The organism is Undibacterium sp., from assembly GCF_030683615.1.
GTDB classification, from domain to species: domain Bacteria; phylum Pseudomonadota; class Gammaproteobacteria; order Burkholderiales; family Burkholderiaceae_D; genus Undibacterium; species Undibacterium umbellatum.
Genome location: NZ_JAUXQE010000007.1, coordinates 85,128 through 99,357 on the forward strand (window position 1 = coordinate 85,128; position 14,230 = coordinate 99,357).

General features: G+C 49.4%; 16 protein-coding genes. 4 read left to right on the top strand and 12 right to left on the bottom strand.

The annotated features are described in order from the left end of the window. The first annotated feature begins 69 nt into the window (after positions 1-69). The gene (locus Q8K39_RS04465) at positions 70-405 is read left to right on the top strand and encodes a hypothetical protein (RefSeq protein WP_305258461.1); all 336 of its coding nucleotides are present in this window, start codon (positions 70-72) and stop codon (positions 403-405) included. A gap of 70 nt (positions 406-475) precedes the next feature. Here the strand turns inward: Q8K39_RS04465 and flgL are convergent, their stop codons facing one another. The 11 genes from flgL to flgB form a co-directional block, all read right to left on the bottom strand. Further along, the gene (gene flgL, locus Q8K39_RS04470) at positions 476-1,702 is read right to left on the bottom strand and encodes a flagellar hook-associated protein FlgL (protein WP_186955449.1); all 1,227 of its coding nucleotides are present in this window, start codon (positions 1,700-1,702) and stop codon (positions 476-478) included. Positions 1,703-1,710: 8 nt separating this feature from the next. Beyond that, positions 1,711-3,969, bottom strand: coding sequence for a flagellar hook-associated protein FlgK (flgK, locus tag Q8K39_RS04475; RefSeq protein ID WP_305258462.1), 2,259 nt, complete (start codon positions 3,967-3,969; stop codon positions 1,711-1,713). Positions 3,970-4,073: 104 nt separating this feature from the next. Further along, positions 4,074-4,982, bottom strand: a complete 909-nt coding sequence (flgJ, locus tag Q8K39_RS04480) for a flagellar assembly peptidoglycan hydrolase FlgJ (protein WP_186955451.1) — start codon at positions 4,980-4,982, stop codon at positions 4,074-4,076. A gap of 9 nt (positions 4,983-4,991) precedes the next feature. Further along, entirely contained in the window at positions 4,992-6,119 is a 1,128-nt protein-coding gene (locus Q8K39_RS04485) for a flagellar basal body P-ring protein FlgI (RefSeq protein ID WP_370868562.1), read from the bottom strand. 20 nt (positions 6,120-6,139) lie between these two features. Beyond that, on the bottom strand, positions 6,140-6,805 hold the full coding sequence (locus tag Q8K39_RS04490; protein ID WP_186955452.1) for a flagellar basal body L-ring protein FlgH: 666 nt from the start codon (positions 6,803-6,805) through the stop codon (positions 6,140-6,142). Positions 6,806-6,858: 53 nt separating this feature from the next. Next, positions 6,859-7,641, bottom strand: coding sequence for a flagellar basal-body rod protein FlgG (flgG, locus tag Q8K39_RS04495; protein ID WP_186955453.1), 783 nt, complete (start codon positions 7,639-7,641; stop codon positions 6,859-6,861). Between the two features lie 83 nt (positions 7,642-7,724). Beyond that, positions 7,725-8,465 (bottom strand): flagellar basal-body rod protein FlgF, encoded by a 741-nt coding sequence (flgF, locus tag Q8K39_RS04500; RefSeq protein ID WP_186955454.1) that lies wholly within the window; start codon positions 8,463-8,465, stop codon positions 7,725-7,727. A gap of 72 nt (positions 8,466-8,537) precedes the next feature. Further along, positions 8,538-9,872 carry a flagellar hook protein FlgE gene (gene flgE / locus Q8K39_RS04505; RefSeq protein WP_305258463.1) on the bottom strand — a complete coding sequence of 445 codons (1,335 nt, stop codon included), beginning with the start codon at positions 9,870-9,872 and terminating at the stop codon, positions 8,538-8,540. A gap of 74 nt (positions 9,873-9,946) precedes the next feature. Continuing rightward, entirely contained in the window at positions 9,947-10,621 is a 675-nt protein-coding gene (locus tag Q8K39_RS04510) for a flagellar hook assembly protein FlgD (RefSeq protein ID WP_305258464.1), read from the bottom strand. A gap of 21 nt (positions 10,622-10,642) precedes the next feature. Beyond that, positions 10,643-11,047, bottom strand: a complete 405-nt coding sequence (gene flgC / locus Q8K39_RS04515) for a flagellar basal body rod protein FlgC (protein WP_186955457.1) — start codon at positions 11,045-11,047, stop codon at positions 10,643-10,645. Between the two features lie 15 nt (positions 11,048-11,062). Further along, positions 11,063-11,467, bottom strand: coding sequence for a flagellar basal body rod protein FlgB (flgB, locus tag Q8K39_RS04520; RefSeq protein ID WP_186955458.1), 405 nt, complete (start codon positions 11,465-11,467; stop codon positions 11,063-11,065). 183 nt (positions 11,468-11,650) lie between these two features. Here flgB and flgA point away from each other — a divergent pair, with 183 nt between their 5' ends. The 3 genes from flgA (at position 11,651) to Q8K39_RS04535 (ending at position 13,308) form a co-directional block, all read left to right on the top strand. Then, positions 11,651-12,376, top strand: coding sequence for a flagellar basal body P-ring formation chaperone FlgA (gene flgA, locus Q8K39_RS04525; RefSeq protein ID WP_305258465.1), 726 nt, complete (start codon positions 11,651-11,653; stop codon positions 12,374-12,376). A 127-nt stretch (positions 12,377-12,503) separates the two neighbouring features. Next, positions 12,504-12,815 carry a flagellar biosynthesis anti-sigma factor FlgM gene (flgM, locus tag Q8K39_RS04530; protein WP_305258466.1) on the top strand — a complete coding sequence of 104 codons (312 nt, stop codon included), beginning with the start codon at positions 12,504-12,506 and terminating at the stop codon, positions 12,813-12,815. A 1-nt stretch (position 12,816) separates the two neighbouring features. Then, entirely contained in the window at positions 12,817-13,308 is a 492-nt protein-coding gene (locus Q8K39_RS04535; protein ID WP_305258467.1) for a flagella synthesis protein FlgN, read from the top strand. Positions 13,309-13,368: 60 nt separating this feature from the next. On the opposite strand, the gene motD is transcribed toward Q8K39_RS04535, so the two are convergent. Continuing rightward, the gene (motD, locus tag Q8K39_RS04540) at positions 13,369-14,214 is read right to left on the bottom strand and encodes a flagellar motor protein MotD (protein ID WP_305258468.1); all 846 of its coding nucleotides are present in this window, start codon (positions 14,212-14,214) and stop codon (positions 13,369-13,371) included. Positions 14,215-14,230: the final 16 nt, after the last annotated feature.

Sequence of the window (14,230 nt, forward strand, 5' to 3'; positions counted from 1 at the left end):
CCATGGCGGCAGATGGGGCAGCATGCATAGGCCGTATCAGTCTGCACCTGGTTACGGCATGAAGCTTTGATGAAAATGCGGCAGAATGGTACAGAGCAAGTACAATATCCGCATATTATTTATCTGGAAGCCGCCATGTCAGCACCTCAAGCCGCAGTTGATTGCAAAAACCAAACCGTTGCCGTTGGCGACATCGTCCGCGTAGTCAATCTCGACAAGAGATTCATCAAAAGCTTCCCCGAAGATGAACGCATACTTATTGAGTCGATGATAGGTCAGTTCTTTAAAGTCATTGCCATGGATGAAGAAGGCCAGCCCTGTGTCATGCGTGAATGGCATGACGAGCGTGGCATCATGCAAACCCATGTGATCGCTCTTGATGCAGAAGACATGGAAAAAATTTAAATGAAGCTGATGTAAAAACCAAAAGCAGCTGAGGCTGCTTTTGGTTTATAAACTTGATGATCCAAATTTGTCAGCGTATATAACTAAATAAAGACAATTCCGAGGTTTTGACAAAGGACTGCTGGGCTGCCTGCAACGTCACTTGCTGCTGGCTGAGTTCGGTCAATGCTTTGGCATAATCAAGATCCAGTAAGGCAGACAAATCCTGCTTGAAGGCCACACTCTTGGCATCGCCTTCACTATCAAGATCTTCTATTTCCTTGAGACTCGTTCCCAGCTTGGCACGTGCTGTCAGTACATTATTGAGCGATTTGTCGACATTATTATTGCCCTGATTGAGTGCCGCGGTCAGTTCCTTTTTGGCAGAAGCATTACCTGCCGGTAAATTCAAGGCATTGATGATGTCTGTTACCGTCTCAAAAATGTTTTGGTTGCCGGGTTGCACAGTATACTTATCACCTGGACCCGGAGCACTTACCGGTGGCCCAACGGCATTGGTGACACTCAAGTCTATGCCATCAAAAGTGATCGGCGCGCCACTGACGTAAGGTGTCAACGGCACAACCACCGTCCCTGTCGTTTTATTCGTTACCGTAAAAGAAGTACCCAGGTTATCAAAGGCCACTTCATAGTTATTGCCAGTCAAATTCGCTGAAGTAGGCACATTGATCGATGCAGCAGCCACGGCCAGCCCGGCATTTGAAGGATTGGGCTGGACATTGAATTGCCCTGGCGCAGTACGGATATTTTCAAAAATTTCAGTACCTGGACCACTCAAAGGTATCTGCCTGGAAGAATCTGCCTGGATAAACCTTTGTCCAAGATCACCATTGTAAGTGGCACCACCGGCTTTTTTTGTATATGGCGCAGTCGTGCTATTAAATCCGGAAAACAGATAATTGCCAGTACCGTCAGTAGCGTTGGCATGTCCAAACAACTGATCAAGATTACCCTGCAGCTCCTGGGCAATAAAACCGCGCTCGGTATCTGTATATGTGCCATTACCAGCCTTGACGATCAAGGTTTTAATATTGTGCAAGGCCTCGGTAACATTACCCAATACACTTTCTGACGCACTGAGATTATTTTTTGCAGCCTGACGATTGGTGGCGAACTGAGTATTCAAAGAGTCCGACTGGGAAATCACCAGCGCCCGTGCCGATGCAATCGGGTCGTCAGCTGGTGTCAAGACACGGCGACCAGAGGAAACTTGCTGTGAAATTTTATTCACACTCGCTTGCAAGTCACTGATTCTGGTGCCAGCGGATTGATAAATGGTACTTGTACTGATACGCATGATTACCTCTATCTGCCCAACGCCAATAAGGAGTCAAACAATGTACTTGCTATTTGCATCAACTTGCCTGCCGCTTGATAGGCCTGCTGGTAACGTAATAAATCTGCTGCTTCTTCGTCCAGGTTCACACCCGACTCTGATTGCTGGGCTGCGACGTTTTGCGCCAACAACTTGGTTTCTGAAGCACTCGTAATTTCCAGCTCATGCGCCTTGTTGCCGACCAGACTGACGAACTGGGCATAACCACCCTGGAAAGTAGTAGTTTTGCCACCGATGGTATTTTGTGTTTGCAAACTGCTCAGAATAACGGCATTGCGGTTATCGCCGGAACCATTGGTATTTGGGGCGACATTAAATACGTCACCATTGGCCGGACTGCCTGACACGGAAAAACTGATGCCGTTATAACTGATAGTAGAACCGGCAGTATAAGGTATGGCAGTTCCTGCAGGATACGTTGTCGATGTGTTGCCGTTGGTAACCGTCACATTGGCGGTAGCCGGAAAGCCAGTCAAGGTATTGCCTGCCGAGTTATAAGTCAGCCGGGTAGCGGCAACTGGCAAGGCGGCAGACAACGTAAACGTTTCACCATTGGAGGGTGGAGCAGCACCGTCAGTCACAGCAAAGCTGATACCGCTAAAGCTTATCGTTGCGCCGCTGGTGTAAGGTACCGTTGCTGGCGGGGGGTAATTAGTCGTCACCGCGCCAACTTTCACAGACACTGTCGCACCAGCAGGAAAACCTGTCAGTGTATTGGCAGGCGAGGCGAATGTCAGCGTCACCGGTGCCGCCAGTGTAGAACCGATAAATGAATTATCCGCTGTCGCGGGGCCTATGGTTGCCGTTGCTGAGTTACTGGCGGAAGCCACCTGCGAATTGGCAACCCCTGAACTGATCTTGCCAGTCCCCGTATTGGTTGTTGGAAATGAGGTATTCAGTGGTGCTGCTGCTGCCAGCTTGGCCGGGTCTTGAATGGCGACGGAGATACTTGAACCGCCAGCGGCAGTCGGCCTGATCAGGAATTCATCCCCCGCAGCAGGAACAGCAGCGGCTGGCGGCGGTGCCAACTGAAAATTAATACCATCAAATTTCAAAGGCAGGCTTGCTGTAGTCTGCGACACGCCATCCGACAGACGTGTTAACTTGTAATTACCACCAATAAATTGCAGACGATAATCACTGGTTGTTAAGGCAGTGGTATCGGTAATACTGGCACTGATTGCTGCTGTTGAAGTATTCAATGCACTAGGCGTCGATATCGGACCAGCAATATTGAAGAAATTGCCTCCCACTTGCCCATTCAAGTCCAGACCTAACTTTTGCTGGTCGTTAAATTGTGTTGCAAGCCCGATGGCAATTCTGCCTACTCCGTTTTGCGCGACATCCAGAGTACTTGCCCTGAAATCAAACAAGCCACCCAATTTACCCCCACCAAAACTGCTTTCTGGCAACAGTACCGACGTACCGTTCGTCACATAAGAAACTTGAGTGCGTGCCGGATCAGTCAAAGACTGGCTGACTTGCAATTTTGTGACATCACTGCCCAACACCAGTGGCTGACCATTGCCTATGAATATATTGTATTTGGCACCTTGGGGCACCACACTGACCTTGGTCAGCTTACTTAATTCTGTAACAAGTTGATCTCTCTGGTCAAGCAAGTCATTGGGACCACTGCTATTACTGGAAATACCCTGAGCTTTTTCAATAACATCGTTTAAATTTGCCAGTTGCGATGCGTAACTATTGATAGAGCCAACCACTGTTCCTATCTGCCCATTGACGTCAGCAGAAATTTGATCCAACCGGGTTTGCAAGCCATTCAGACGTCCTGTCAGTGCTTGCGCAGACGACAATGCAGCCTGACGTGCAGCGGCACCGGCCGTACCATTCGGGCTGGCGGCCAGATTCTGGAAAGCTTTAAAAAAGTCCTGCAATGCAGGTGTCACGCCTGCTGTCGGGTCTGCTACCAGATTATTGATCTGGCTGATCTGGTTGTAATAGACATCGGCCTGGTTTTTAGCAGACTGCGATGCATTGACCTGATTACCCAAAAAGGAATTGTATTGACGTTGTATCTGGGTAACAGAAACACCCTGACCTATAAATGAGCCGCCCAGGTTTTGGGGCTCATTTGCGGTCTGAATGATGGATTGGCGGTTATATCCTGGGGTTGATGCATTGGCAATATTATGCCCAGCCGTGGCAATACCCAACTGTGCCGCAGCCAGAGCCGATTTGCCTACACCAAATATATTTGAACCCATAATTGAACCTGCTCTTTTGCTAAGTTAGCTACCCAGTGCTATCAATCATGTTGTCGGTGCGTTTCTGAAAAACTTTAATCTGATTGCACTTTCACTGGGGAAACTTATGTTGAAAGGGAATTTTTGATGATTTTTGTTAACTTATTGGCATACTCAGGATCGGTCGCATAACCGGCTTTTTGCAAGCCCTGAGCAAAACTTGAAGCGTCTTTGGAATTGGCAATCACGTTTTCATAACGTGGATTCTTGGTGATCAATTTGGCATAGTCCTTGAATGCATCTGCATAAGTATCATACGCCCTGAATTTTTCGACTCTGCGCTGGGCAACACCATTCACATACTCTGTTGTAACAGCATCAACGGTCTTGCCTTTCCAGCCCTTGGTAGCCTTCATACCAAAAATATTATGGCTACTTGAACCATCTGCGGTTTTAATTTCGCGACGCCCCCAGCCACTTTCCAGGGCAGCCTGGCCCAGCATGAATTTGGCTGGAATACCCGTTTCCTGGCTGGCTTGTTCAGCATGAGCAGTCAGTTTTTCCTGGAATTCACGGACATGATTTGGCCCGGTGAATGCCGTCTTGGGTGCACTGGCAGGCATTTGTTCAAATTTCAAATTATCCAGATAAGTGTTGATCCCACGGACGCTGGCTGAACTTGCAGGATTACCAGGGCTGCCTCCAGTGTCGGCCTCCAGTGCCTGGTTCATGGCATTATTGGAGAGTTGCCTGACGAGTACATCTGCCAGGCCTACGCCTTTCTTGGCCATGGTTTGCGATAACTGCTGATCCAGCATGGAAGTATACATGCGGCTTTGTTCACTATCGAACACACCATCCTGACCACCCGCCTGACGCATGGATTTCAACATCATGTTCATGAACAGCGCTTCAAACTGCTGGGCAGCACCCTTAATTGCATCAGGCGAATTATTTCTCGCCGACTGCTTGAGCTCATCAAGACCTTTGCTGTCGAAAGCCGTTCTGTCCGTGAAATCGGTGCGCCCTATCATCTCGATTCCTTAGATAATTTCCAGGTCTGCGCGCAATGCACCAGATGCCTTGATGGCTTGCAGTATGGATAACAAATCTTGCGGCGTGGCTCCAATAGCATTGAGTGCTTTCACAACGTCGGTTAGCGACACGCCCGCTTTCAGCATCAATAATTGTCCCGCATCTTTGGTAATGGTGACAGTAGAATTGGCAGTTGGCGCGGTCTGTCCAGCGGCCAGCGCATTTGGCTGGCTGACGGTGTTATCGGTATTGATCACGACAGACAGGTTGCCATGTGCCACCGCACACGTTTCTAGCGTCACTGCCTGGTTCATCACGATGGAACCGGTTCTGGCATTCAAAATCACTTTGGCCGCGGTTTGCGCCGGGGTCACGTCAATGTTTTCCAGATTACCCAAAAATGCGACACGCTGATCGGCAGTAGCAGGTGCTTTCACTTGAATCACGCGGCCATCCATGGCGGCAGCAGTATCTGGTCCAAAGCGACGGTTGATCGCATCGACGACCCTGCTGGCGGTAGAGAAATCTGAGGTATTCAATTCCAGTTGTATAGTCGGCCCTTGCGCGACTGAATTTGGTACAGCTCGCTCCACGGTAGCGCCGGAAGAAATTTTACCCACACTTAAATGATTGACCTGGGCTTTGCTGCCATTGGCCGCAGCACCAACCCCGCCCACCAGCACATTGCCCTGTGCCATCGCATAAATCTGGTTGTCCGCACCTTTTAATGGTGTCATCAATAAAGTACCGCCACGCAAGCTCTTGGCATTACCCATGGATGACACTGTAATATCCAGAGTCTGTCCAGGCTGGGCAAATGCCGGCAAGGAAGTTGTTACCATGACTGCAGCCACGTTCTTTAATTGCAAGCTGGTTCCTACCGGAATGGCGACCCCCAGTTGCTGCAACATGCTGATGATGCTTTGCACGGTAAACGGGGTTTGCGTAGTCTGGTCACCACTGCCATCGAGACCAACTACCAGGCCATAACCCAGCAATTGATTTTGCCGCACGCCCTGTATACCAGCCAGATCCTTGATGCGCTCTGCACGACTTTCCGGGGCGATCATGGCAGCCAATATCGCCGTGACCAGCATGGCAGCCTTGATCATTCTTGATGGGGAAAGTGCGTTCATAAAACTACCCTGACCATTCACTATAAAGGAAGAAAGCTAAGGAAAAACCGCGACAACATGGAACTCATCTCAGTAGAATCAAGTCGTGAAGTTGAACGGTATTCAAAGCGCGCATCAGCAACCTGGGTAGATGCGACCACATTGCCAGCAGCAATGGTGGTGGGATTAATGACGCCAGAAAAGCGTACAAATTCTGCCCCTTTATCAAAGGCTAGTTGTTTCTCACCGCTGACGAGCAAATTACCGTTTGGCATGACATCGATCACCGTCACAGCAATCGTGCCAGTGAAATTATTACTGGCAGTTTGTGCGCCTTTTTCATCGTACTTGGTCGATGAGGAGGTGGCCAGAGCAGCTTGCGCTGTGGTCGTCGCCGGGACGCCAAATACCGTCGGTGCTGCAAAAGAAGCCGCACCAGTTTTGCTGTTCGAGGCAGCAGCAGCTTTTCCTGCCGAAGTTTTTTCAACAATGGAAATCGTCAATATGTCACCAACCATGCGTGCCTTGGCATCTTCATATAAAGGACGATAACTGGCCTGCTGGAAAATTGCCCCATTCGCCTGCCTCTGTGGTTTGGCCGATTGAGCCGGAATGGAAGTCGGCTGATGCACTATTGCTGGCGGGGTCACCGCACATGCTGTGAGCATCAACAAAGGGAGCAGCAAGAACAAGTTTGAATATTTCATGATGTACTCATCAGCCAAGTGTCAACAATTGAAGACCAAGGATTAATTTGCCATTAGAGTTGCGACAGGCGTTGCAACATCTGGTCTGAAGTCGTAATCGCCTTACTATTGATTTCATAAGCGCGCTGGGTCTGTATCATATTCACCAGTTCTTCCGCAACATTGACATTGGATGTTTCAACAAAACTTTGTACCAGCAGGCCTGCGCCATTAGTACCTGGTGTATTGGTGCCGGGATTGCCAGAAGCGGCAGTTTCAACATACAGGTTTTCGCCCAATGCCATCAAACCGGCAGGGTTGATAAAAGTCGCGAGCTGCAAGGAGCCAACTTGGACTGGTGCTACCGAACCAGGCTGTGTCACCGAGACTGTGCCATCCCGTCCTACCGTGATCGATTGTGCATTGGCAGGAATGGTAATTGCAGGTTGAATCACAAAACCGCTGGATGTCACTAATTGCCCCTGACTATCGGTCTGAAATGAACCGTCTCTGGTATAGCCAGTCGTGCCATCTGGCATCAAAACTTGAAAGAAACCCTGCCCCTGTATTGCCACATCCTTGCTATTGCCCGTCTGTTGCAAATTACCCTGGGTGAAAATCTTTTCTGTCGCCACCGGACGTACACCCGCCCCCAATTGCAAACCGGATGGCAGTTGCGTCTGTTGCGAACTTTGCGCACCAGGCTGACGTATATTTTGATACAGCAAATCTTCAAACACAGCGCGCGAGCGCTTAAATCCATTTGTACTGACATTGGCCAGATTATTGGTCACGACGTCCATCTGCGTTTGCTGCGCATCCAGGCCAGTCTTGGCTATCCATAATGAACGTATCATCGCACTCCCCTTTTTGCCTTGTTTTGCTTGGCATTCACCTCAACGGCAAACACTGCTACTAAGCTATTGTGCTACAAAGCCATTCAACTCAAAGTCAAGATCTGACCTGCTTTAGTGGCGTTATTCTCGGCGTTCTGCAAGACCTTCATTTGCATTTCAAAGCTACGCGCCAGATTAATCATATTGACCATGGACTCAACGACATTGACATTGCTGTTTTCCAGCATACCGCCCGCCACGCCTACTGCGGGATCCGCATCCACGGCGGTACCATCTTTGGTCTTAAATAAGCCGTCATCACCGCGCACCAGATTATCCTCAGGCGGATTGACGAGCTTTAATCTGCCTATAACTTGCACCGCATTCGGTTTGGTGCCACTGGGGATGGCGGACACCGTGCCATCCTTGGCGATCGCAATTGCCATATCCGGCGGTATCGTGATGGGGCCACCATCACCGACCAGGTTCAAACCACTTTGGGTTTGCAAAATACCGTTCTCGCTGATTTTCAAACTGCCGTGGCGTGTGAAAGACTCAGACCCATCCGGCATCTCAACTGCCAGCCAGCCCTTGCCCTGCACTGCCACGTCCAGCTCGCGACCAGTGATTTGCATGCCACCAGTAGAAAAGTCTGTCCCTACCGTGGCATCCACGACAAAGGCGCGGGTTGGCAAGCCATCGCTCTTGACTGGCACTGCACGAAAAGAATCCAGTTGCGCCCTGAAACCTGTAGTCGTAACATTCGCCAGATTATGCGTAACGGTAGCCTGCTGCTCAAGGATATGCTTGGCACCGGTCATCGCGGTATATACCAGTCTATCCATGAGCTACTCCTGTTTGCTTAGGGTTAAAAACACACATATCACACATATCAATGCAGATAAAAATGGCGATCATTAACGCAGGTTGACCAGCGTCTGCAATACTTGATCCTGGGTCTTGATGGTTTGCGCATTGGCCTGATAAACACGCTGAGCGGTAATCATATTCACCAGCTCACCCGTCAAATCGGTATTTGAATCTTCTGTCGCAGATGAAGTCAAGGTACCCAGAGCACCTGAATTTGGAGGGCCAACCAGGGCATTGCCGGAAGCAGCAGTTTCTATCCACTGATTATCACCAGTCGATTGCAAACCATTTGGATTGGTAAAATTAGCCAACACCACTTGCGCCAGAACCGCCGTTTTGCCGTTGGTATAGCTGCCGACGATAGTGCCATCTTTGGCCGTATTGAACTTGGCCAACTTACCTGATGCATAGCCATCCTGGGTATTTTTACTGACGCTGAAATCTGAACCGAATTGCGTAGTACCAGTGAAATCGTATTTAATATCCAGGGTCGTATTAATCGGTGTTATCGCACCGGTGCTGACTGGCACGGTCAAGGTAGTTGCCCGTGGATCTGTCGCAGAGAATTGTGGTGTTACCGCACTCAACCTGCCCAGGTTGTCAAAACCAAGACGGGTAACGGAATTGGCAGTAGCGCCAGCACCTGCAATCAGGACACCATCCACTGTAGCGAAGACATCCCATTCTATGGTTACTGGCGGAGTCGGCGCAGGAGCAGTGTTATCACGCTTGACAAAAAATGATTGAACCACATGTGAGTTACCCAGGCTGTCAAACACAGCGATCGACGTTGAACTGTTATACGTAGTCGGATCAGTAATACTAAATGCGATAGGCGTAATCACCGGGGGGATAGTCACTGGCAATTGGGTCCCTGGCACCAGCTTGCGCGAATCCAGATTCATGACAGCATTAATCAATGTTGACTGTGCTGGCGCAATATCTGAGGTATTAATATTGATAGGAGCAGCAGCGCCAGTGGACAAGACACCAGCCGAATTTGCCACATACCCTGTCAATTGCGCGCCTTGCGCATTGACGATATTACCCAGTTTATCCAACTGGAACTGACCATTCCGTGAGTAAGTGACGGCACCGTTGGTCGACATGCGAAAGAAACCACCGCCGTTGATGGCGATATCGAGTGGATTATTCGTCGTCGAAATATTCCCCTGCGTGAATTGCTGGACGACGCCCGATACTTTAGTACCAATACCCACAGTCCCCCCAGAAGAGCCATTGAGCGAATTTGCATAAACGTCTGCAAATTGCGTTTGCCCCTGCTTGAAACCCACGGTGCTGGCATTGGCAATGTTATTACCAATCACATCCAGGGATTTGGAAGCTGCGTTAAGTCCACTCAGTCCTTGTTGAAAACCCATGATATTTCTCCCTTACTTAGGCTAATTCGTTGTTACGCATTACTACAGGATTTGATACAGGATGACTCCAAGGATCAATAAATTTGTCTTACGTCACTCATACTGATATCTCCAATATTCGGCAGGCTGAGTTTCAGGCCTTGAGAGCCTGAGCTAATGCTCGATACCACGCCAAATGCCAGACTGGTCGGATCCAGTTTTTTGTCTGCTGCATTGGCGACAAATTCGAATTTATAGGCACCATTGGCAGCTGTGGCACCAGCGTCGGTCTTGCCATCCCAGGTCAGCGTATTCACGCCTTGGGGCAAGGCACCCAAAGTCATTTTTCTGACCACAACATCCGCGCTATCACGGATCACGACTTCCACGTTACTGGCCGACTGTGGCAATTCCACTCCATAGATGCCCTTGCCTTCTGTGACTATCATGGAATTGCCTGGTGCAATCACCCCATGACCTATCATGCTGGCGGCCTGCAAGTTTTGTCCATTCTGGAAACTGGTACTCAGCGCTGTCACGGATGCGTTCAACTTATCGATACCCGACACCGTCGACAATTGCGCCAACTGACTGGTCACCTGGGCATTGTCCATGGGATTCAACGGGTCCTGGTTCTTGAGCTGGGTCACCAGCAAAGTCATGAAAGTGTTTTTTGCTTCCTCTGTCGAATTCGCTGAAGCTTTTGCCCCGTTCATCGTCGACAACAACGCTGGATCCACGGTGCTGCTTTGTACGCCACTGGTAGCCATGATCTATTCCTTCAAAAAATCTTATTGCCCTAAAGTCAAGGTTTTCAGCAGCATGGTTTTTGCTGCATTCATGACTTCCACATTGTTTTGATATGAACGTGATGCTGAAATCATATTCACCATTTCTTCCACCACATTCACATTTGGCATGGCGACATAGCCTTTTTCATCTGCCATAGGGTGTTTTGGGTCATACATCAGTTTAGGCGGATTAGTATCTTCTACAACCTCATTTACCTTGACCGCTGTAGAAGCCGTGCCTGCGACCGGCACAGCACTGAAAACCACCTGCTTGGCTTTGTAAGGTGTGCCGTCAGAACTGGTGACACTGTCGGCATTGGCCAGATTGCTGGTTACCACGTTCAGACGTTGCGACTGCGCGCTCATGCCTGATCCGGCAACATTGAAGACATTAAAGAGTGACATGATGATTGTCCTTGATTATCCTTGTATCGCTGCCAACAGACCCTTGATTTGCATATTGATCATGGTCAGGCTGGCTTCATAACGCAGGGCATTGTCTGTGAACTGATTGCGCTCTACGTCCATATCCACTGTATTTCCATCTACACTACCCTGTACAGTTGGCCGGTATTGCGCCGCCACGCCAGCTACGCTGCCTGGCGTATCCATGTGCTTGCCTGCAGTTTTATTTAAAGCCGTAGGAGACTGGTTTGGATTCTGCCCCAGTGCATGACTCAAGGCGCTGGAAAAGTCGATATCCTTTGCCTTGTAGTTGGGCGTGTCTGCATTGACTATATTCGATGCCAACAATTGCTGACGCTGCCCCCGGACTGATAATGCCGTCTCGTGAAACTTGAAAAATGTATCCAGTTTGCCAACCATCTTCCTCTCCTCTGCCGCATGGCTTTTGCACTCAAGGCGCACAAGGGTTTTCTATACCTTGCATCTTATTCGTCACGGCACAAGTTTGATCATGCAAGCAGAGAGGGAAAAACCTGTTTGTTCGTGCTTTCAAAAAAATCTGCGACTCCTAGAATGAAGTTCAGAACAATCCATGCAGGAAACATGATGAAAGCCGCGAAGAGATTAAGCAGAATCGTCAGCAAACAAGTCTTGGCACTGGCGCTGCTGGGAATGGCGTGCCTGAGCCAAGCCGCGCCTGCTCAGATTCAAGACACAGCACAGCTACGTCAGATTGCACTGGACTTTTTGACATTGCAGGCATCCGGTCTGAGCAATGAAATACAGGTAACCGTAGGCGAAGTTGATAAACGCCTCAATTTGCAAGCTTGTGATAACCCCAATCCATATCTCTTGCCTGGTAGCAAACCTTGGGGCAAAGTCACCCTGGCGATACGCTGCACAGCCCCTGCTCCCTGGCTGGTCTATTTGCAGGCAAATGTGCAAGTCACGGCAGACTATTATGTCGCGGCCAACGCGCTGACTCATGGGCAAGTGATTGCACTGAGTGACTTAAGCAAGCAAAGAGGTGATATTTCCAAGCTGCCCGCCGGCGTCATCACTGCACCTGAGCAAGCCATAGGCAAAAGCATGCAGGTGTCCCTGACATCTGGCAGTGTCATGCGTATGGATGCCTTGAAAAGTCCCGCCGTGGTGCAGCAAGGCCAATCTGTGCGGGTAGTCAGCAATGGGCCAGGTTTCCAGGTGGCAACAGATGCTATAGCACTCAATAATGCAGCAGATGGTCAAATTGCCAAGGCCAAAACCAGCTCGGGACAAACCATTAGTGGCGTTGCCAAGAATGGCGGCATCATAGAAATAGTTTACTAATGGCAATATTTCACTGGGTAGAATTAAGTGAACGCAATATTTTTTAGCAGTAAGATTAAAGTTTAAAATTACACAGCCGATAAACTGGATGTAGATGTTTGTAAGTCCCACACTAGAGGGTATCGCTGTGAAAATTGATGACGCACTGAACAAGACCGCGGGGCTACCAGTCGGCCCGCAACAGGCTCGCACGGAAAAACCCGCTGACAATGCGGCTCCGGTTGCGAATACGAATTCGTCGAAAGTACAAATTTCGACTCTGTCCACACAATTGCAGGCGTTGCAGAATACGCAAGCTAGCAGTGCTGTGTTTGAGACAAAGAAGGTGGAGGCAATCAAGTTGGCCATTTCCGAAGGGCGCTTTCAGGTGAACTCGGAAAAAGTCGCTGATGGGCTTCTGGAAACAGTCAAAGATTTGCTCAACGCCAGAAAACGCTAACATGAACACAAGAAGTTCCGGACACACTGCCATTCAACAATGCCTGCAGGAGGAAGTCAGCATCATGTCTTCACTTGCCGAATTGCTTAAAAAAGAGCAATCAGCATTGATAGAGAGCGATGTAGTCCAGCTCAATGAGCTTACTCAGAGCAAGGGACAGCTTGTTGTCAAAATGAATGAACTTGAAAAAAAACGAAATCGCTTTTTGGATGAACTAGGCTTTAATGCTGATATTGACGGCATGCAAGCCTATTTGCAGCAAGCTGGCGATATAGCAGACGTTGGCAGGGACTGGGATGCGCTGTTGCAATTAACTTTGCAAGCCAAAGAAGACAACCGCACCAATGGCACGCTCATCAATCGTCGCTTGTCAGTGAACCAGGCAACTTTGAACCTGCTGCAGCAAAATACCAATCAGGCTGGGTCCATGTACGGTCCAAATGGTCAGTCCACCGTCAAGACCACGCCAGGCAAAGGCTATGTCGCCACTTAAGGCAGCCAAGGCATCAGCTTTAGTAACTTCCATTTATTGTTTCCCCGCCGCGACCAAAACTTAAGGGGCTGGTGCTGCCTCAGACAAGGATGCGGCTGCCGGCCTGCCAGCAGTTGATGGCAATGAAGTTGCCGTGGATACTGGTGCAATTGGCACTTCCACTACAGGCTCAGGCAATACTGACAAAATAGTCACCGATACGCGCCGATTTCTGGCCCTTCCCTCGGGCGTTTCATTCTCGCTTACTGGCAATTTTGCCCCTTGCCCTACCGCCGTTACCCGGTTTTCATCTACTCCATTCTCTGTGAGCAGGCGCGCCACAGTGCTGGCACGTACGGCTGACAATTCCCAATTTGAAGGGAAAATGGAATTTTTGATAGGCAGGTTATCGGTATGGCCTTCCACCTGTATTGCATGGGTGTCCAGCTTGAGGACGCTTGCAATCGCCTTGAGTGCCTGTATGGAATCAACGTTCAGGCGTGCATCACCTGGCGCAAACAAGAGGCTGGCATTGATTTCTATGGTGATGCCCCGACTGGTCTGGGTGACGCGCACCTTGCCCTCACGTACAAGAGGTTCCAATACCGTCAGAATATCTTTGGCCATGGTGGTCATTTGCGCCCGCTCTTTGCGCAAACCCTCGCTAACACGGTTCTTGACCAAAGGAAGAGGATCAAGTTTGACCAATTGCTCGGTTTGCGCATCTACCGGCTTGGGATTAACCGTCATGACCTTGCCAAAAGCGCCCGTCAATGAATTTGACAAGACCCGGTACTTACCCTCGTTCAGTGAGGATATTGCATACATGACGACAAAAAATGCAAACAGCAAGGTAATAAAATCCGCGTAGGAAACCAGCCATCTTTCATGGTTGTCTGGTTCTTCGTGGTATCTTTTCCTTGCCATAAATAGATGTTCGACC